Here is a 17,701-nt window from a genome sequence, read left to right as displayed (position 1 = left end):
GAGCCGCTCCCGCAGCCCGCGGTCGAGCTGCCCGAGCGGCTCGTCCAGCATGAGGAGCCGGGGCCGCGGCGCCAGCGCCCTCGCCAGCGCCACCCTCTGCTGCTCGCCGCCGGAGAGCGCGGCGACGGAACGCCGCTCGGCCCCCGGCAGCCCGACGAGTTCGAGCAGTTCCCGAACCCGCTCCGCCTGCTCGGCCTTCCCGGCCCCGCGCATCCGCGGCCCGAAGGCGATGTTGCCGCCGACGTCCCGCTGCGGGAACAGCTGGTGGTCCTGGAACATCAGGCCGACGCCCCGCCGGTGCACCGGCACGCCCGCCTGGTCGGCGCCGGCCAGCAGCACCCGACCGCCGTCCAGCGTCTGGAGCCCCGCGACGGCCCGGAGCAGCGTGGACTTGCCGCTGCCGCTGGGGCCGAGCACACACACGATCTCGTGCTCGGCGACCTCCAGGTCCACGGCGTCGAGCGCGGCCCGCTCCCCGAACCGTACGGTCGCGTCCTTGATCGAAAGCATCAGAACTCCCCCGAGGTGCGCTCGGTCCGGAGCCGTTCGAGCAGCAGCAGGGACACCGCGCACACCACCATCAGGATCGTCGAGAGGGCCATCGCCTGGCCGTAGTTGAGTTCGCCGGGGCGGCCGAGGAGCCGGGCCACCGCCACCGTCAGCGTCGGACTGTCGGGCCGGGCGATGAACACGGTCGCGCCGAACTCGCCGAGCGAGACGGCGAACGCGAACCCGGCGGCGATCAGCAGCGCCCGCCGCACCAGCGGCAGGTCCACCTCCCGCCAGGCCCGCCACGGCGAGGCACCGAGCACCGCCGCCGCCTCCCGCAGCCGGTCGTCCACCGCGCGCAGCACCGGCAGCATCGTCCGTACGACGAACGGCACACCGACCAGGGCCTGCGCGAGCGGTACGAGGATCCAGCTGGCCCGCAGGTCGAACGGCGGCTCGTCGAGCGTGATGAGGAACCCGAAGCCGACGGTGACGGCCGACACCCCGAGCGGCAGCATGAGCAGCGCGTCGAAGCCCCGGACGAGCCGCCCGGCCCGCCGGGTCAGCGCGGCCGCGGCGAGCCCGCCGATGACCAGGGCGATCAGCGTGGCCACGACGGCGTACCGGAGCGAGTTCCCGATGGTGTCGAGCAGGGGCACGAGGAACGTGCCGGAGGGGTCCGGGGTCTGCAGCGCCCGGTAGTAGTCGAGCCCGTATCCGTGGGAGGTGGCGAAGGACCGCTCGACGAGCACCCCGAGCGGCAGCACGATCAGCAGGGCGACGGACACCAGGACGACCACGAACAGCGCCCACTGGCCCGCACCCCGGGGCCGGCGCGCGGTCTCCTCGGGCGCGACCAGCCTCAGCGCCGTCTCCCGGCGGCGGACGATCCGGGCGTGCACGGCGAGGACGAGGCCGACCGCGACGAACTGCACCATCGTGAGGACGGCGGCCGTCGTGAGATCGAAGCGGACGACGGTCTGCCGGTAGATCTCCGTCTCCAGCGTGGAGTACGTGGACCCGCCGAGGATCTGGACGACGGCGAAGGAACTCGCCGTGAAGAGGAACACCATCAGCGCCGCCGCGGCCACGGAGGGGGCGAGCGCCGGCAGGGTCACCGTCCGCCACGCCCTCCAGCGGGACGCCCCGAGGACCCGGGCGGCCTCCTCCTGACGCGGGTCGAGCTGCGCCCACAGGCCACCGACAGTGCGGACCACGACGGCGTAGTTGAAGAACACATGGGCGATCAGGATGGCCCAGACCGTGCCGTCGAGCCGGACGCCCCACAGTCCGTCGAGGAGCCCGCCGCGTCCGACCAGCGCCAGGAAGGCCGTACCGACCATGACGGTCGGCATCACGAAGGGGATGGTGACGACGGCCCGCAGCAGCCCCTTCCCGCGAAAGTCGAAGCGCGCGAAGACGTACGCCCCGGGCAGGGCGATCAGCAGGGTCAGCCCGGTCGAGGCGAGCGCCTGCCAGCACGTGAACCACAGGACGTCGAGGATCTCCGGCCGGCTCAGCGTCTCGCCGAACCGGCCGAACTGCCACGCCCCGTCGACCCGCAGCCCGCGCTCGACGATCGAGACGACGGGCCAGGCGAAGAAGAGCGCGAAGAAGACGACGGGCGCGGCCATCAGGCCGAGCCGCGCCGCGCTTCCCCCGCGGTCGGGGACTACTTCAGAACGAGCGACGACCACTGCTGGATCCACGGGTCGCGCTTCTCGGCGATCTTCTCGGGCGCCATGGTCTCCGGCTGCTCGACGACCACACCGTGCTTCGTGAAGAGCTCCGGCAGCGCCGCGTCCTTCGCCACCGGGTTGACGAACATCTGGAGGGGCATGTCCTCCTGGAACTTCTTCGAGATCAGGAAGTCGATCAGCGCCTTGCCGCCCTCGGGGTTCTTCGCCCCGTTCAGCAGGCCCGCGAACTCGATCTGCCGGAAGCAGGTGCCGGTGGAGACGCCGGTGGGCGCCACCTTCGGCTGCGGCTCGCCGTACAGCACCTCGACCGGCGGGCTGGAGGCGTACGACACGACGAGCGGCCGGTCGCCCTTGGCCTGCTTGCCGCCGGCCGAACCCGAGAACTCCTGGTTGTAGGCGAGCTCCCAGCTGTCGACGGTCTTCACGCCGTTGGCCTTGAGCTTCGTCCAGTAGTCCTGCCAGCCCTCGTCGCCGTACTTGGCGGCGGTGCCGAGCAGGAAGCCGAGCCCCGGGGACGACCGCTCGGGGTTCTCGACCACGAGCAGGTCCTTGTACGCGGGCTTCGCCAGATCGTCGAAGGTCACCGGCGGCGCCAGCTTCTTGTCCGCGAAGTACTTCTTGTCGTAGTTGACGCAGATGTCGCCGGAGTCGATCGGCGTGACCCGGTTCTCCTTGTCGAGGCGGTACGTGGCCGGGACCCGGTCGACGCCCTTCGCCTCGTACGGGACGAAGATCCCGTTGTCGAGGGCGCGGGAGAGCAGGGTGTTGTCGACGCCGAAGAAGACGTCGCCCTGCGGGGAGCCCTTGGTCAGGATCTCCTTGTTGACGGCCTCGCCCGCGTCGCCGGCCTTCAGGACCTTGACCTTGAAACCGGTCTCCTTCGTGAACTCCGCGAGCACCTCCTTGGAGGCGTTGAAGGAGTCGTGACTCACGAGGGTCACGGTCTTCGGCGCGGGAGCGCCGGTCTTGCCCGCGGCGTCACGGACGTCCTCCGTGCCGCAGGCGGCGAGGGTGGTGACGCCGAGCGCCGCGACGAGCGCGGCGGCGGCCATTCTCTTCGTGCTCGACGAGATGGTGGTGCTCACTGAGATTCCTCCTGGGTGTGACCAGGAAGAGACGCGGCCCTGCCCGCGTCCGGCGCAACCGGACGCGGGCAGGGCGCAACAGCTTGAGTTAACGACCGAACTTCCTACCCAGAATGACCTGGGCAAGGTTCAGAGGGTCTGCGGTCCTACGGTGACCGCACTCTCAGCGCTGTGGCGCTCCCCTGTCGGAATATGGAGATGTGTTCGACCTCAGAGTACAAGGTCAGCGCTCGGAGGCCGCCAGCTGTCCACAGGCACCGTCGATCTCCTGGCCGCGGGTGTCCCGTACGGTCACCGGAACGCCGTGGCGGGCGATGGCGTCGACGAAGGCCTTCTCGTCCTCCGGACGGGACGCCGTCCACTTCGAACCGGGGGTCGGGTTCAGCGGGATCAGGTTGACGTGCACCCGCTTGTTCTTGAGCAGCCGGCCGAGGAGGTCACCGCGCCAGGCCTGGTCGTTGATGTCGCGGATGAGCGCGTACTCGATGGAGACCCGGCGGCCGGACTTCTCCGCGTACTCCCAGGCGGCGTCGAGGACCTCGCGCACCTTCCAGCGGGTGTTCACCGGCACCAGGGTGTCGCGCAGCTCGTCGTCGGGGGCGTGCAGCGAGACCGCGAGCCGGCACTTGAAGCCCTCGTCGGCGAACCGCTGCATCGCCGGCACGAGGCCGACCGTGGACACGGTGATCCCGCGCTGCGAGAGCCCCAGGCCGTCGGGCTCGGGGTCGGTGAGCCGGCGGATCGCGCCGACGACCCGCTTGTAGTTGGCGAGCGGCTCGCCCATGCCCATGAAGACGATGTTCGAGAGCCGCGCCGGTCCCCCGGGCACCTCCCCGTCCCGCAGGGAGCGCATGCCGTCCACGATCTGGTGCACGATCTCGGCGGTCGACAGGTTCCGGTCGAGACCGGCCTGCCCGGTCGCGCAGAACGGGCAGTTCATCCCGCAGCCGGCCTGCGAGGAGATGCACATGGTCACCCGGTCCGGGTAGCGCATGAGCACCGACTCGACGAGCGTGCCGTCGTGCAGCCGCCACAGGGTCTTACGGGTGGTGTCGTCGTCGCAGGAGATGTGCCGCACGACGGACATCAGGTCGGGCAGCAGCTCCCCGGCCAGCTTCTCCCGCGAGGCCGCCGGGATGTCGGTCCACTGCGCGGGGTCGTGCGCGTACCGCGCGAAGTAGTGCTGCGACAGCTGCTTGGCGCGGAACGGCTTCTCGCCGATCGCGGCGACGGCTTCCTTGCGCTCGGCGGGCGAGAGGTCGGCCAGGTGCCGCGGCGGCTTCTTGGCTCCCTTGGGGGCGATGAAAGTGAGTTCTCCGGGCACAGGACGGGCCACGATCGGGTGTCTCCTCAGACGGCACGAGGTCCGGACAGCCCCGCGTCGGCGGGAAGCGCGGCATGACGATGCCGAAGCCAGGAGACCTCACTGGAGCGCCCTCGCGGCGGCGAGGACGACGGAAGGGCCCGCGACGCACGCGCCACGAGCCCTTCCAGAGTACCCGCTGTCCGTCAACCGTCTCCGACGGACGAAACCGACCGGCCGGTCAGCTCGTCCCCACGAACAACGCCAGCAGCAACCACACCACCGGCGCCGTCGGCAACAACGAGTCCAGCCGGTCCATGATCCCGCCATGGCCCGGGAGCAGCGTGCCCATGTCCTTGATGCCGAGATCGCGCTTGATCATCGACTCGCCGAGGTCGCCGAGCGTCGCGCTCGCCGCCACCGCGAGACCGAGGAGCAGGCCCTGCCACCAGGTCCCGTCGTCGATCATGAACTCCATGCACAGCGCGCCCGCCGCCATCGCGAAGGCCAACGCACCGACGAGGCCCTCGCGGGTCTTGCCGGGGCTGATCCTCGGAGCCAGCTTGTGCTTGCCGAAGCGCCAGCCGACGGCGTACGCCCCGGTGTCGCTGACCACCGTCAGGATCAGGAAGGTCAGCACCCGCTGCGGACCGTCGTCCGCGGTGAGCAGCATCGCCACGAACGTCGCCAGGAACGGCACGTAGAACGCGGCGAAGACACCCGCCGTGACGTCCTTCAGGTAGCCCTCGGGGGGCTCCGTCATCCGCCAGACGAGTACCGCGAGCGCCGTCAGCGCCATCGCCACCCAGGCGCCCTCGGGACCCCTGACGTAGCCGGCGACGACCATCGCCGCGCCGCCGACCGCGAGCGGCACCAGCGGAGCCTTGATGGCCTTGCGCTCCTGGAGGCGGGAGGTGAGCTCCCACAGACCGACGACCACGGCGACCGCGATCACCCCGACGAACGCCGGCTTCCAGATGAACAGCGAGGCGATGATGACGGCGCCGAGGCCGACTCCGACCCCTATGGCCGCGCCCAGGTCCCGCCCCGCGCTCTTCTTCTGCCGTGGCGCCGTCGGCGCGGGCGGCGGAGGCGGGGTGGGGCTGGACATGGGCTCCTGCGGGTGCTCGTGCGGCGTCTCGTCACGGAACAGGGGACCGCTCTGGTGAGCGGCCCCCCGGCCGTGACCGTCCTGGAATCCGCCGGCGGGAACGTCGGGCACGATGGGCATGGGCCGAGTCTGCGCCGCCTGATGCCGATCGTATGCGGGACCCGCCGGGGCAGGCCCCTGGTCGGGTCCCCGGCGGTCGGTGCCGCCCGGGGCCCCCCAGGAAGAGTCGTTCATCAGACCTCGAGCAGCTCGGCTTCCTTGTGCTTGAGCAGCTCGTCCACCTGCGCGACGTACTTCGCGGTGGTGTCGTCGAGCTCCTTCTCCGCGCGACGGCCCTCGTCCTCGCCGACCTCGCCGTCCTTGACGAGCTTGTCGATGGACTCCTTGGCCTTGCGGCGCACCGAGCGGATCGAGATCTTCGAGTCCTCGGCCTTGCCCTTGGCGACCTTGATGTACTCCCGGCGGCGCTCCTCCGTCAGCTCGGGGAACACCACCCGGATGATGTTGCCGTCGTTGCTCGGGTTGACGCCGAGGTCCGAGTCGCGGATGGCCTGCTCGATGTTGCGCAGCGCGCTCTTGTCGAACGGGGTCACCACCGCCATGCGCGGCTCCGGCACGGAGAACGACGCGAGCTGGTTGATGGGGGTGATGGCGCCGTAGTAGTCCGCCACGATCTTGTTGAACATCGCCGGGTGCGCACGGCCGGTGCGGATCGCGGCGAAGTCCTCCTTGGCGACCACGACGGCCTTCTCCATCTTCTCCTCGGCCTCGAGGAGAGTCTCTTCGATCACCACATGCTCCTGCGTGTCGTCGCTTTGTGTCCTGCACGGTGGGTACGACCGGCAGGGCTCTGTCCATCCCCTTGCGGGGCGGTTCCCGGTTCGGGTGTCAGGCCCGGGTGCCCTGGTCGCTCACGAGCGTGCCGATCTTCTCACCCTTCACCGCGCGAGCGATATTGCCCTCGGTGAGCAGTTCGAAGACGAGGATCGGGAGCTTGTTGTCCCGGCACAGGGTGATGGCGGTGGCGTCGGCGACCTTGAGGTCGCGGGAGAGCACCTCGCCGTACTCCAGCGCGTCGAACTTCACCGCGCCGGGGTTGGCCTTCGGGTCGGAGTCGTAGACGCCGTCCACGCCGTTCTTGCCCATGAGCAGGGCCTCGGCGTCGATCTCCAGGGCACGCTGGGCCGCGGTGGTGTCGGTGGAGAAGTACGGCATGCCCATGCCCGCGCCGAAGATGACCACGCGGCCCTTCTCCAGGTGGCGCACGGCGCGCAGCGGGATGTACGGCTCGGCGACCTGGCCCATGGTGATGGCGGTCTGGACGCGCGAGTCGATGCCCTCCTTCTCCAGGAAGTCCTGGAGGGCGAGGCAGTTCATCACGGTGCCGAGCATGCCCATGTAGTCGGAGCGGGCCCGGTCCATGCCGCGCTGCTGGAGCTCGGCGCCACGGAAGAAGTTACCGCCGCCGATCACCACCGCGATCTCCGCGCCGTCGCGGACGACCGCCGCGATCTCACGCGCGATGGCGTGCACGACGTTGGGGTCGACGCCCAGGCCGGTACCGCCGGAGAAGGCTTCTCCGGACAGCTTCAGCATGTAGCGGCCGGCCTTTTTGCCGTTGTTGTCGTCGCCCTGTACGGCGCCCTGGTTCATGGAGATCTCCTCGTGCACATACGAAGGAGGCCATTGCCTTGGGTCCTCTCGGTATCCCAGTACGGCAATGGCCTCCTCGTCAGATCTGCGGTCGTCCTGCGCGGTGGCGGACGACTGCCTCAGACCCTACCGGGGTCCGGTGTCCGTCGCGTTCGCGGACGGACTCAGATGCCGACCTTGATACGCGTGAAGCGCTTCAGGGTGACACCGGCCTCGTCCAGCACCTGCTGGACGGACTTCTTGTTGTCCAGGGCGTACGGCTGACCGAGCAGCGTGGCGTCCTTGAAGAAGCCGTTGACGCGACCCTCGACGATCTTCGGGAGCGCGGCCTCGGGCTTGCCCTCGGCGCGGGTGGTCTCCTCGGCGACGCGACGCTCGGACTCGACGACCTCGGCCGGGACGTCCTCACGGGTGAGGTACTTCGGCGCGAAGGCGGCGATGTGCTGGGCGACACCCTTGGCGAGGTCGGCGTCGGCCTTGTCGAACTCGACGAGGACACCGATCTGCGGCGGGAGGTCCGGCATCGTGCGGTGCATGTACGCGAAGACGAAGCCGTCCGAGTACTGCGCGAAGCGGTCCAGGACGATCTTCTCGCCGAGGTTGGCGTTGGCCTCGTCGACGAACGCCTGCACGGTCTTGCCAGCCTCGATCTCGGAGGCGAGCAGCGCGGCGATGTCGGCCGGGGAGGTGGCGGCGACGTGCGTGGCGAGCGCGTCGGCGACGGCGGAGAACTTCTCGCCCTTGGCGACGAAGTCCGTCTCGCACTTCAGCTCGACGAGGACGCCGGAGGTGTTGTCGTCGGCGATGAGGGAGACCACGGCGCCGTTCTCGGCGGAGCGGCCCTCGCGCTTGGCGACGCCCTTCATGCCCTTGATGCGCAGCGCCTCGACGGCCTTGTCGACGTTGCCGTCGGCCTCGTCCAGGGCCTTCTTGCAGTCCATCATGCCGGCGCCGGTGAGCTCGCGGAGCTTCTTGACGTCAGCGGCGGTGTAGTTCGCCATGAGTCTGTTTCTCTCTCGAAGTCTGAAAGATCGGGCGGGTCCACGGGTGGACGGCGGGGGCTTCGTGAGCCCCCGCCGTCGTCACCCGAAGGTCCTGAAGGGTCAGGCCTGCTCGGCGTCCGCGGCCGGAGCCTCGGCCTCGGCAGCGACCTCGGCCTCGGCGGCAACCTCGGCCGGGGCCTCGGCGGCCTCGGCGTCGGCGACCTTCTCGGTCTCGGCGGAGGTCTGGACCTCGGCGTCGTCGGCCTTCTTCTCGCCCTCGAGCAGGTCGCGCTCCCACTCGGCGAGGGGCTCGCCAGCGGCCTTCTCGCCCGGCTTCGAGTCGCCGGTCGCGGCGCCGGAGCGGGCGATGAGGCCCTCGGCGACAGCGTCGGCGATCACGCGGGTGAGCAGGGTGACGGAGCGGATCGCGTCGTCGTTGCCCGGGATCTTGTAGTCGACCTCGTCGGGGTCGCAGTTGGTGTCGAGGATCGCGACGACCGGGATCTTGAGCTTGCGAGCCTCGCCGACGGCGATGTGCTCCTTCTTGGTGTCCACGATCCAGACGGCGCTGGGCACCTTGGACATCTCGCGGATACCACCGAGGGTCTTCTCCAGCTTGGCCTTCTCACGCGAGAGGACCAGGAGCTCCTTCTTGGTGAGACCCGAGGCGGCGACGTCCTCGAAGTCGATCTGCTCGAGCTCCTTGAGGCGCTGCAGACGCTTGTAGACGGTGGAGAAGTTGGTGAGCATGCCACCGAGCCAACGCTGGTTGACGTACGGCATGCCGACACGCGTCGCCTGCTCGGCGATGGCCTCCTGGGCCTGCTTCTTCGTACCGACGAACATGATGGAGCCGCCGTGCGCGACGGTCTCCTTGACGAACTCGTAGGCGCGGTCGATGTACGACAGCGACTGGAGCAGGTCGATGATGTAGATGCCGTTGCGCTCCGTGAAGATGAAGCGACGCATCTTCGGGTTCCAACGACGGGTCTGGTGACCGAAGTGGACGCCGCTTTCCAGCAGCTCCCGCATCGTGACGACGGCCATGGCCGTATCTCCTTGGGTTTCTCGGTTGTATTCCTGACGCCCCGACGCGCCATGCCCACAGAGGGACCGAAAGGCGCTGCCACGACCGGTGAGGGCTATGGCGGGGCGTGCGAAGTCGACCCGGTGACCCGAGTCGCCATAGGAAGTGTACGGGACCCCGGGAGCGGCGGGTGACGGCACTGTCCACAACCGGCGGGTAGTCCACAGAAACCGTGCCTGACCGTCGCGAACCGGTCACCCCGGGGAGCCTTCCCCCATGCACCTGATGACCTTGCTCCTGACCCTCGGCCTGCTGTGGCCGGTGGGGCCGCCCCCGCCCGAGATCCTCCGCGGCTGGCAGCCCCCGGCGGGCCCGTACGGCCCCGGCCACCGCGGTGTCGACCTGGCGGCGCCACCCGACAGTCCGGTACACGCCCCGGCGGCGGGCACGGTCTCCTTCGCGGGCCCGGTCGGCGGCCGCGGGGTCCTCACCCTCACCTTCCCGGGCACGGGCGCTCCCCCGCTGCGCACGACCTTCTCCCCGGTGACCCCGCTGGTGAGAGCCGGCACCCGGGTCGCCGCGGGCACCCCCGTCGCCCGGGTCGCCCCGGGCACGCACTGCCCGGAGACCTGCCTCCACTGGGGCCTGCTCCGCGGTGACACGTACCTGAACCCGCTGCTGCTGGTCAGGAGGGCCCCGTCACGGCTTCTGCCGGTCGACGGCGGTTTCGGCCCGACGGTCAGGCCGGAGAGCCGTTGACGCCGTGGAGGGCCATGGCGACCGCCGCCTCGGCGATCCGCGTCGGGTCCTCCGCCGCGCCGAGTTCGATGCGGCGGACGGCCGCGTCGACGACGCCCTGGAGGAGCATGGCGCCCAGGCGGGGCTCGGGCTGGCCGAGGGCGGCGAGGGCCTCGACGATCATGGCGACGAGGCCGCCGTGGGCCGCGCGGATCTTCTCGCGGGCGCCGTCGTCCAGCTCGCTCGCCGAGATCGCGACGACGGCCCGGTGGCGCCGGTCCCCGACCAGGGTCAGCTGGGTGCGGACGTACGCCTCGACCTTCCCCTCGGGCGTCTCGGCGCCGGCCATGGCGGTCTCGACCTCGGCGGCCCAGACGGGGAAGTCCACGGCGCACAGCTCTTCGACGACGGCCGCGCGCGAGCGGAAGTACTCGTACACCGAGGACCGGGCCAGGCCCGTGCGCTCGGCGAGTGCGGGGAAGGTCAGCGCCTCCGTACCGCCCTCGGACAGCAGGGAACGCGCGGCGTCCAGCAGGGCGCCTCGCTGCATCGTCCGGTGCTCGGCCACGGAGGCCGCTCGAATCCTGGGCACGGCTCCACTGTACGACCGGCTCCGGGCGGCTCAGCGTCCGACGTCGGCCAGCTTGGCGCGGAGCTGGAGGACCGACTTGGTGTGGATCTGGCTGACGCGGCTCTCGGTGACGCCGAGGACCTGGCCGATTTCGGCCAGCGTGAGGCCCTCGTAGTAGTAGAGCGTGACGACGGTCTTCTCACGCTCGGGGAGGGTGTTGATCGCCCGGGCGAGCAGCCGGCGCAGCTCGCGGTCCTCCGCGACCACGACGGGGTTGTCCGCCGCCGTGTCCTCCAGGGTGTCCATCAGGGAGAGGCGGTCACCGCCCTCGCCGCCGACGTGCAGCAACTCCTCCAGGGCGACCACGTTCGCCAGGGACAACTGGCTGAAAACTGCGTGCAGTTCCTCCAGCGTGACGTCCATCTCCGCGGCGACCTCGCTCTCGGAGGGGGTGCGCCGGAGCTGGGCTTCGAGGGTCGCGTAGGCGCGTTCGACGTTGCGCGCCTTCTGGCGGACGGAGCGCGGGATCCAGTCGAGGGCGCGGAGTTCGTCGATCATGGCGCCGCGGATGCGGGTGATCGCGTACGTCTCGAACTTGATGGCGCGCTCGACGTCGAACTTCTCGATGGCGTCGATGAGGCCGAAGACCCCGGAGGAGACGAAGTCGGCCTGCTCCACATTGGACGGCAGCCCCACGCTGACGCGTCCGGCGACGTACTTGACGAGCGGCGAGTAGTGCAGGATCAGCTGCTCCCGCAGCCGCTCGTCGCCGGTGTCCTTGTACGAGCGCCACAGCTCGTCGAGCGAGGTCGGTGCGGGTGGTCGCACGGCGCCCCGGGCTGCTGGGGGCACCGCAGCGCGGTCAGACCCGGAGGTGTGCTGGGGCATGCGTTGCCTTGAGCCGTTCTGCTGTCGGGTGTGTCGGTGGAGGTGTCCTGTGGGGTGTCCTGAGGGGAATCCTGGTGAGCGTAGCGTGAGTGCGCTGTCGCGGTGCGCGAACATCGGTGGATCGCGCCGGTCCGGGTGGACGCCGTCGGCCACATCTTCGAACCCGGGTCGTGGCGCGTGTCGACCCCTCGGATCCGGCCGAGAGAACTCGGTTGCTCATCGGCTTCACCCTGTCACCCGAATGCTCCAGGTCAAGTATCGCCTCGCCGCGCGTTCGACCGCCGTGTGGCCGTGTTCGTCAACTGCCAGCCCGCTCCGTACCGTTCGACGAAGCCGAGGGAGTGGAGTTCGTACAGCTTCGCGAGGGTGTCGTCGGGGGTGGTTCCGGCTCGTCGGGCGATGACGGTCGTGGGGGTGGGGCCGCGGGCGGGGACGGCTTCGAGGATGTGTGCGGTGGCGGGCGCGAGCAGGTCGCGGGGCAGGACGGGCCCGCGTCGGGCGGGGGCGAGTTCGCCCATGTCGCCGACGAGTTCGACGATCTCCTGTGCGTCGGTGACGAGGGTGGCGTCGCCCCGCAGGAGTTCGTGGACGCCCGCGGAGAGCGCGCTGGTGACGGGGCCCGGGACGCCCATGGTGTGGCGGCCGAGGCGGGCGGCGGCGCGGGCGGTGACGAGCGATCCGCTGCGGTGCTGGGCCTCGACGACGACGGTGCCGCGGGTGAGGGCTGCGATCACACGGTTGCGGAGGATGAAGCGGCTGGGGGTGGGGTGGCTGTCGGGTGGCAGTTCCCCGACGACGAGCCCCTGTTCCGCGATGCGTCCGATGAGCCCGCCGTGGCCTCGGGGGTACGGGGTGTCGACGCCGCAGGCGAGGACGGCGACGGTGGCTCCGCCGGCGGCGAGGGCGCCGCGGTGGGCCGCGCCGTCGATGCCGTAGGCGGCTCCGGAGACCACGACCCAGCCCTGTCGGGCGAGGTCGGTGGCGAGCTCGGCCGCGATGTGGGCGCCGTACGGGGTGCAGGCGCGGGCTCCGACGAGGGCGACGGAGCGCAGGGCCCAGGTCCGCAGGTCGGCGGGGCCTCGGAGCCAGAGGCCCAGCGGGCGGGCGTGGCCGAGGTCGTCGAGTTGACGGGGCCATTCGGTGTCCCCGGGGATGAGGAAGCGGCCGCCGAGCCGGTGGACGGTGTCGAGGTCGCGGGCGGGTTCGGCAGCGGTGGCGCGTCGTCGCCAGCTGTCGACGCGTTTCGCTCCGGTGCCGGGGAAGGGGTCGTCGCCGGGGTGGAGGAGCCGGTCGAGGAAGCCGGTCGCTCCGTGCTGGTGGAGCCAGCGGCCGGCGTGCTCGTCGCCGGGTTCGACGGTCCGGGTGAGGGTCGCGCGGGCGAGTCGCTCGTCCGTGGCGGTCATGTGCGCTCCCCCGCTCCCACGGGCACGCCGCGGGCGATGCCGGTGCGCATTTCGAGGGCGAGGGCGATGTCCCCGCTGTCGGGCCGCTCGTGTCCGGCGAGGTCGGCGACGGTCCAGGCGACGCGGAGGACACGGTCGAGGCCGCGGGCGGTGAGGAGTCCGCGTTCGATGTCGCGTTCGGCGGCGGCGAGGGCGCCGGGTGCGGCGAGATAACGCGTACGGAGTTCGTGTCCGGGGATCTCGCTGTTGACGCTCCAGGGGGTGTCGGCGAGGCGGGCGGTGGCGCGGGCCCTGGCCTCAAGGACACGGGCGGCGACGGCGGCGGTGGTCTCACCCCGTCCGCCCTGCCCGAGGAGGTCGGCGCGGGTGACGGGTTCGGCCTCGACGCGGAGGTCGACGCGGTCGAGGAGGGGGCCGGAGAGGCGGGCCTGGTAGCGGCGGATGAGGGAGGAGGGGCATTCGCAGCCGACGCCCTGGAGGGTGTGCCGTCCACAGGGGCAGGGGTTGGCGGCGAGGACGAGGAGGAAGCGGGCGGGGAGCCGGACGACGCCCGCGGCGCGGGCGATGACGACGTGTCCGGATTCGAGGGGCTGGCGGAGTGCGTCGAGGACCTTGCCTGAGAACTCCGGGGCCTCGTCGAGGAAGAGGATGCCGCGGTGCGCCAGGGAGACGGCGCCGGGCCTGGGGAGGCCGTTGCCGCCGCCGACGAGGGACTGCATGGTGGCGGAGTGGTGGGGCGCGCAGTAGGGCGCTCGGCGGACGAGGGGTTCGCCGGGCGGGAGGATGCCGGCGACCGAGTGGACGGCGGTGACTTCGAGGGATTCCTGCCGGGTGAGCGGCGGGAGGATGCCGGGGAGCCGCTCGGCGAGCATGGTCTTCCCGGCGCCGGGAGGGCCGGAGAGCATCAGGTGGTGGCTGCCGGCGGCGGCGATCTCCAGGGCGTGGCGGGCCCGGTGCTGGCCGGCGACGTCGGCGAGGTCGGGTCCTTCGGCGGGGTCGGCGGCGAGTCCGGTGCCGATGCCGGCGCCGGGGACGAGCAGTCCGGCGAGCATGGCGTCGGGTCGTCCTTCCTCGGTGGGTTCCTCGCGGGGGACGGGTTCGTCGGTGAGGACGGCGATCAGCTGGCGGAGGGTGCGGACGCCGAGCACGGAGACACCGGGGACGAGTGCGGCCTCGCCGGCGGTCTGTTCGGGCACGACGACCTGGTGGTATCCGGCGTCGGCGGCGGCGAGGACGGCGGGCAGGACCCCTCGGACGGGCCGGACGCGGCCGTCGAGTCCGAGTTCGCCGATGAGGACGAGGTCGGCGATGGTGCGCGGGTCGATCCGCTCGGCGGCGCCGAGGACGGCGGCCGCGACGGCCAGATCGAAGCCGCTGCCGCTCTTGGGTACGGACGCGGGGCTGAGTCCGACCGTGAGCTTCTTCTGGGGCCATTCGGCACCGGAGTTGACGACGGCGGCCCGGACGCGGTCGCGGCTCTCGCTGAGGCTCTTGTCGGGGAGACCGACGAGGGTAAAGGCGGCGACGCCTGGTTCGAGGTCGGCCTGGACCTCGACGACGACGCCTTCGACGCCGACGAGGGCGACGGAGCAGGTGCGGGCGAATCCCATCAGGCCACCCCCTGGGCGTGGGTGAGGACGGGGGCGCCCTTGCGGGGCAGGACGATGCCGACGAGGTCGATGCGGACGCCGCCCTGCGGGGCGGGAGTGCCGCTGCGGTCGAGCCAGCAGGCGGCGAGGCGGCGGAGCCGCTCGGCCTTGGTCGGGGTGACGGCTGCCATCGGGTGTTCGTAGGCGCCGTGGCGTCGGGTCTTCACCTCGCAGATGACGAGGGTGTCGCCGTCGCGGGCGACGATGTCGATCTCTCCGGCCCGGCCGCAGCGCCAGTTGCGGGCGAGGATGTGCATGCCGGTCGCGGTGAGCCGACGGGTCGCCAGCTCTTCTCCGTACCGTCCGAGGGCTTGGGTCCTGTTCATGCGGTACCACCTCCGTCACCGACTGTGACGGAGTGCGCCGGACCGTGTGCGGGCCTGTGGAGGGCCGGGGTGCTGTGGAGAACTCGCTCACCCCTGGGGGTGAGTCAGCGGTCAGCTGCCGGGAAGTTCGAGGTCGCTCTTGTTGAGCTCCTCGATGTTCACGTCCTTGAAGGTGAGCACACGGACCTGCTTGACGAACCTGGCCGGCCTGTACATGTCCCAGACCCAGGCATCGGCCATGCTGACCTCGAAGAAGACCTCGCCCTGCACCGAGTGCACCTGCATCTCGTAGTCATTGGTGAGGTAGAAACGCCGCTCGGTCTCGATCACGTATTTGAACAGCCCGACGACGTCGCGGTACTCCCGGTAGAGCTTCAGCTCCATCTCGGTCTCGTACTTCTCGAGGTCCTCGGCGCTCATGGCATGTTCCCCTTCAGCCGTGCGTCCACCTATTGTGCGCCAGTCGGCCGCACCCCTAAACGATTTCCGGGGCGAGAACCACCGGCGCACTCGGAGGTCCTTCGTCGAGCAGCGTGCGCAGCAACTCGGCGAGTCTGGTCGGGTACACCGTCTCACGGGCCGCCGACAGTTCGGCGGAGGTCCACCATCTGAGGCCCGCGAGGCTGCGGGTCTCCAGCTCCGTGAGGGCCTGGGGGCGGGGATCTGTCCCGGTCCGGCGGATGCGGGCCAGGTAGTACCACTCGTCCTGGTCCCAGCGGCGGCCGTCGAAGGGGAAGGAGCAGTACCGCTGCCAGAGGACCGGCCCGAGCTCGGCGTCGGTGATGCCGGTCTCCTCGGCGAGTTCGCGCAGCGCGGCCTCCGCCCGGGTCTCGTCGCCCTCCAGGCCGCCGCCGGGGGTGAACCACCAGGTGTCGGCGGGGTCGTCAGGTTCGTATCCGTGCATGAGCAGGATGCGGTCGTCGGGGTCGAGGAGGACGACCCTGGCCACCTGTCGCACGGCGGGCTCCGGTGCCGTGGAGGGAGCGTGATCCGTCATGTCCCCACCTTCTCCCCCGCGGCCGGCCCCTGTGGGACCCCCGACCCGGATCGCTTCCCGGGCCCCGTCCCGCCCGGACGCCGCGTCAGGAGGCGCGCCACGGGCCCGTACGCGGCACCGGCCAGGACCAGTGCGGTCCCGGCCACGATCGCCGCGAGGAGGGCCGTGAAGGGTCCCGGCCGGGAGATCCCGCCCGGCAGGTCGGCGAAGCCCTTCGCGGGCTCCAGGAGGCCCTCGGCGGGCCAGGCGACGGCGTCGACCCTGCCGACGACCGCGGAGCGGGGCACGGACCCGTGTCCGGCCTCCTCCATGTGCGAGCGGGAGTCGAGCGAGGTGTAGCGGTCGTCGCCGAGCAGGAAGAGGTTCCCCTCGGGAACGGTCACGGAGAACTCCTGGCCGGAGGCGACGACGACGCCGCCGGGTCCCGGTCGCAGGTAGGGCTCGTCGACGGCCTTGCCGTTGACGGTGAGCCTGCCGTCCCGGTCGCAGCAGGCGACGGTGTCGCCGCCGACCGCGACGACCCGCTTGATCATCGGCGAGGAGCCCCACAGGGCGTCCGTGAAGACGACGACGTCACCGCGCCGCACCTCGTCGCCGTCGACGCGCTCGGCGAGGACCCGGGAGCCGACGGCGATGGTGGGGGTCATGGAGTCGCTGGGGACGGTGTACGGCTGGTAGACCAGCGCGCCCCAGACGAAGCCCCCGAGGAAGAGCACACAGCCGACGGCCACGGTCAGCCCCGACAGCACGCTGCCGAGGCGACCGTGGCCGCCCGATGCACTTCTGTTTCCGCTCATGCGCACCCCAGAGGTCTGTCGACGGTCCGGGACGGCAATCTACCCGCGGGTCACTACTCGGCGGTATGCCCTGCCGTGCGCTTCTTCCGACGCCACAGGACCAGCGGGAGCGCTCCGGCCAGACCGACCGCGCCCAGCGGTGCGGCGGCCACGGCCTTGTTGAGGGCGGGCTGGTCGAAGATGTCGGGCACCGGGAGGGTGGCCCAGCGGGTGACCGGCCAGGCGATCACGACGGCGCGGCCCACGACCAGGTCGTTGGCGACGGTGCCGCCGCCGGGGAGCTGCTGGTGGAAGCGGGAGTCCAGCGAGTTCTGCCGGTTGTCGCCCATGACCCAGATGCGGCCCTCGGGGACCTTGATCGGGCCGAAGGAGTCCTGGCAGGGCACGGAGCCGGGGTAGAGGTACGCGCTCTCGTCCAGGGCCACGCCGTTGAGGACGACCTTGCCGCCCTCCTTGCAGGAGACCGTGTCGCCGCCGACCGCGATGACCCGCTTGATGAGGTCCTTCTCCTCGGCGGACGGCATGAGGCCGATGAAGCTGAGGAACTTCTGGACGACGTTCGGGTCGGGGGTCTTCTGGCCTTCGAGCCAGCCGCCCGGGTCGTGGAAGACGACGACCTCGCCGCGCTCCGGCTCGGAGCCGAACCACGGGGTGAGCTTGTCGACGAGGACCCGGTCACCGCGCTGGAGGGTGTTCATCATCGATTCCGAGGGAATCGAGAACGCCTGCACCAGGAAGGTCTTGATCAGGAGCGCGAGCACCAGGGCGATGCCGATGAGGAGGGGCAGTTCCTTCCAGAAGGAACGGGGCTTCTTCGGGCTCGCGCCCGACCTGCCCGCCGCCGCCTCGCCGTCGCCGTCGTCGTGCGCCCGCTCGTCATCCGTCACATCGTCACCCGTCACATCGTCGCCGATGGCCTCATCGGCCTTCTTCTCGGGCTCATCGTGTCCGGATCGTGCGCCGACGGCCAAATCCCCCACA

At 70.9% G+C, this 17,701-nt stretch carries 19 protein-coding genes; 1 reads left to right on the top strand and 18 read right to left on the bottom strand.

Annotated elements, in window-relative coordinates:
- From SGA01_RS35050 to rpsB, 9 genes are all read right to left on the bottom strand, one after another.
- The coding region (locus tag SGA01_RS35050; RefSeq protein WP_141301878.1) for an ABC transporter ATP-binding protein at positions 1-510 on the bottom strand (510 nt) is incomplete at its 3' end.
- Positions 510-2,123, bottom strand: coding sequence for an ABC transporter permease (locus SGA01_RS35045; protein WP_141301882.1), 1,614 nt, complete (start codon positions 2,121-2,123; stop codon positions 510-512). The genes SGA01_RS35045 and SGA01_RS35050, both read right to left, overlap by 1 nt.
- Positions 2,124-2,161: 38 nt before the next feature.
- Positions 2,162-3,241 (bottom strand): thiamine ABC transporter substrate-binding protein, encoded by a 1,080-nt coding sequence (locus tag SGA01_RS35040; protein WP_141301880.1) that lies wholly within the window; start codon positions 3,239-3,241, stop codon positions 2,162-2,164.
- A 256-nt stretch (positions 3,242-3,497) separates the two neighbouring features.
- On the bottom strand, positions 3,498-4,610 hold the full coding sequence (rlmN, locus tag SGA01_RS35035; RefSeq protein ID WP_055641103.1) for a dual-specificity RNA methyltransferase RlmN: 1,113 nt from the start codon (positions 4,608-4,610) through the stop codon (positions 3,498-3,500).
- Positions 4,611-4,818: 208 nt separating this feature from the next.
- Positions 4,819-5,922, bottom strand: a complete 1,104-nt coding sequence (locus SGA01_RS35030; protein ID WP_141301876.1) for a phosphatidate cytidylyltransferase — start codon at positions 5,920-5,922, stop codon at positions 4,819-4,821.
- The gene (gene frr, locus SGA01_RS35025) at positions 5,922-6,479 is read right to left on the bottom strand and encodes a ribosome recycling factor (RefSeq protein WP_055641105.1); all 558 of its coding nucleotides are present in this window, start codon (positions 6,477-6,479) and stop codon (positions 5,922-5,924) included. Before frr ends, SGA01_RS35030 begins: the two co-directional genes overlap by 1 nt.
- A 97-nt stretch (positions 6,480-6,576) precedes the next feature.
- On the bottom strand, positions 6,577-7,341 hold the full coding sequence (gene pyrH, locus SGA01_RS35020; protein WP_055646001.1) for a UMP kinase: 765 nt from the start codon (positions 7,339-7,341) through the stop codon (positions 6,577-6,579).
- A gap of 164 nt (positions 7,342-7,505) precedes the next feature.
- Complete coding sequence (gene tsf / locus SGA01_RS35015; RefSeq protein ID WP_055641106.1) at positions 7,506-8,342, bottom strand: translation elongation factor Ts; 837 nt, start codon at positions 8,340-8,342, stop codon at positions 7,506-7,508.
- 102 nt (positions 8,343-8,444) lie between these two features.
- On the bottom strand, positions 8,445-9,371 hold the full coding sequence (rpsB, locus tag SGA01_RS35010) for a 30S ribosomal protein S2 (RefSeq protein ID WP_141301874.1): 927 nt from the start codon (positions 9,369-9,371) through the stop codon (positions 8,445-8,447).
- A 256-nt stretch (positions 9,372-9,627) separates the two neighbouring features.
- On the opposite strand from rpsB, the gene SGA01_RS35005 reads away from it, so the two are divergent.
- The gene (locus SGA01_RS35005; RefSeq protein WP_141301872.1) at positions 9,628-10,110 is read left to right on the top strand and encodes a murein hydrolase activator EnvC family protein; all 483 of its coding nucleotides are present in this window, start codon (positions 9,628-9,630) and stop codon (positions 10,108-10,110) included.
- Here the strand turns inward: SGA01_RS35005 and SGA01_RS35000 are convergent.
- The 9 genes from SGA01_RS35000 to lepB (SGA01_RS34960) form a co-directional block, all read right to left on the bottom strand.
- A complete protein-coding gene (locus SGA01_RS35000) occupies positions 10,091-10,639 on the bottom strand; it encodes a TetR/AcrR family transcriptional regulator (protein ID WP_055646002.1) in 549 nt (182 codons plus the stop codon). The two genes, SGA01_RS35005 and SGA01_RS35000, sit on opposite strands and share 20 nt — an antisense overlap.
- Before the next feature lie 72 nt (positions 10,640-10,711).
- Entirely contained in the window at positions 10,712-11,548 is an 837-nt protein-coding gene (gene whiG / locus SGA01_RS34995) for an RNA polymerase sigma factor WhiG (protein WP_055641109.1), read from the bottom strand.
- Between the two features lie 251 nt (positions 11,549-11,799).
- Positions 11,800-12,951 (bottom strand): DNA-processing protein DprA, encoded by a 1,152-nt coding sequence (gene dprA / locus SGA01_RS34990; RefSeq protein ID WP_141301865.1) that lies wholly within the window; start codon positions 12,949-12,951, stop codon positions 11,800-11,802.
- On the bottom strand, positions 12,948-14,561 hold the full coding sequence (locus tag SGA01_RS34985) for a YifB family Mg chelatase-like AAA ATPase (protein WP_141301863.1): 1,614 nt from the start codon (positions 14,559-14,561) through the stop codon (positions 12,948-12,950). The genes dprA and SGA01_RS34985 overlap by 4 nt, the downstream gene beginning before the upstream one ends.
- Positions 14,561-14,926, bottom strand: coding sequence for a YraN family protein (locus tag SGA01_RS34980; protein ID WP_141301861.1), 366 nt, complete (start codon positions 14,924-14,926; stop codon positions 14,561-14,563). Before SGA01_RS34980 ends, SGA01_RS34985 begins: the two co-directional genes overlap by 1 nt.
- A gap of 111 nt (positions 14,927-15,037) precedes the next feature.
- Positions 15,038-15,346, bottom strand: a complete 309-nt coding sequence (locus SGA01_RS34975; protein WP_005311352.1) for a DUF2469 domain-containing protein — start codon at positions 15,344-15,346, stop codon at positions 15,038-15,040.
- Positions 15,347-15,401: 55 nt separating this feature from the next.
- Positions 15,402-15,923 (bottom strand): NUDIX hydrolase, encoded by a 522-nt coding sequence (locus tag SGA01_RS34970; protein WP_055641113.1) that lies wholly within the window; start codon positions 15,921-15,923, stop codon positions 15,402-15,404.
- Positions 15,920-16,720 carry a signal peptidase I gene (gene lepB / locus SGA01_RS34965; protein ID WP_141301859.1) on the bottom strand — a complete coding sequence of 267 codons (801 nt, stop codon included), beginning with the start codon at positions 16,718-16,720 and terminating at the stop codon, positions 15,920-15,922. The genes SGA01_RS34970 and lepB (SGA01_RS34965) overlap by 4 nt, the downstream gene beginning before the upstream one ends.
- A 53-nt stretch (positions 16,721-16,773) precedes the next feature.
- Complete coding sequence (gene lepB / locus SGA01_RS34960) at positions 16,774-17,700, bottom strand: signal peptidase I (RefSeq protein ID WP_371866269.1); 927 nt, start codon at positions 17,698-17,700, stop codon at positions 16,774-16,776.
- Position 17,701 lies beyond the last annotated feature (1 nt).

The organism is Streptomyces gardneri (assembly GCF_006539185.1).
In the GTDB taxonomy this organism is placed as follows: Bacteria; Actinomycetota; Actinomycetes; order Streptomycetales; family Streptomycetaceae; genus Streptomyces; species Streptomyces gardneri.
This window is presented reverse-complemented; position numbering and strand designations above follow the sequence as displayed.

Bases quoted from the DNA above. Each gene is read 5' to 3' on its own strand.
- SGA01_RS35030 (WP_141301876.1), bottom strand. From the start codon at position 5,922: ATGAACGACTCTTCCTGGGGGGCCCCGGGCGGCACCGACCGCCGGGGA.
- SGA01_RS34980 (WP_141301861.1), bottom strand. From the start codon at position 14,926: ATGAACAGGACCCAAGCCCTCGGACGGTACGGAGAAGAGCTGGCGACC.
- SGA01_RS35040 (WP_141301880.1), bottom strand. From the start codon at position 3,241: ATGGCCGCCGCCGCGCTCGTCGCGGCGCTCGGCGTCACCACCCTCGCC.
- SGA01_RS35005 (WP_141301872.1), top strand. From the start codon at position 9,628: ATGCACCTGATGACCTTGCTCCTGACCCTCGGCCTGCTGTGGCCGGTG.
- SGA01_RS35000 (WP_055646002.1), bottom strand. From the start codon at position 10,639: ATGCAGCGAGGCGCCCTGCTGGACGCCGCGCGTTCCCTGCTGTCCGAG.
- tsf (WP_055641106.1), bottom strand. From the start codon at position 8,342: ATGGCGAACTACACCGCCGCTGACGTCAAGAAGCTCCGCGAGCTCACC.
- SGA01_RS35045 (WP_141301882.1), bottom strand. From the start codon at position 2,123: ATGGCCGCGCCCGTCGTCTTCTTCGCGCTCTTCTTCGCCTGGCCCGTC.
- whiG (WP_055641109.1), bottom strand. From the start codon at position 11,548: ATGCCCCAGCACACCTCCGGGTCTGACCGCGCTGCGGTGCCCCCAGCA.
- rpsB (WP_141301874.1), bottom strand. From the start codon at position 9,371: ATGGCCGTCGTCACGATGCGGGAGCTGCTGGAAAGCGGCGTCCACTTC.
- pyrH (WP_055646001.1), bottom strand. From the start codon at position 7,341: ATGAACCAGGGCGCCGTACAGGGCGACGACAACAACGGCAAAAAGGCC.
- SGA01_RS34970 (WP_055641113.1), bottom strand. From the start codon at position 15,923: ATGACGGATCACGCTCCCTCCACGGCACCGGAGCCCGCCGTGCGACAG.
- SGA01_RS34975 (WP_005311352.1), bottom strand. From the start codon at position 15,346: ATGAGCGCCGAGGACCTCGAGAAGTACGAGACCGAGATGGAGCTGAAG.
- SGA01_RS34985 (WP_141301863.1), bottom strand. From the start codon at position 14,561: ATGGGATTCGCCCGCACCTGCTCCGTCGCCCTCGTCGGCGTCGAAGGC.
- dprA (WP_141301865.1), bottom strand. From the start codon at position 12,951: ATGACCGCCACGGACGAGCGACTCGCCCGCGCGACCCTCACCCGGACC.
- lepB (WP_141301859.1), bottom strand. From the start codon at position 16,720: ATGAGCGGAAACAGAAGTGCATCGGGCGGCCACGGTCGCCTCGGCAGC.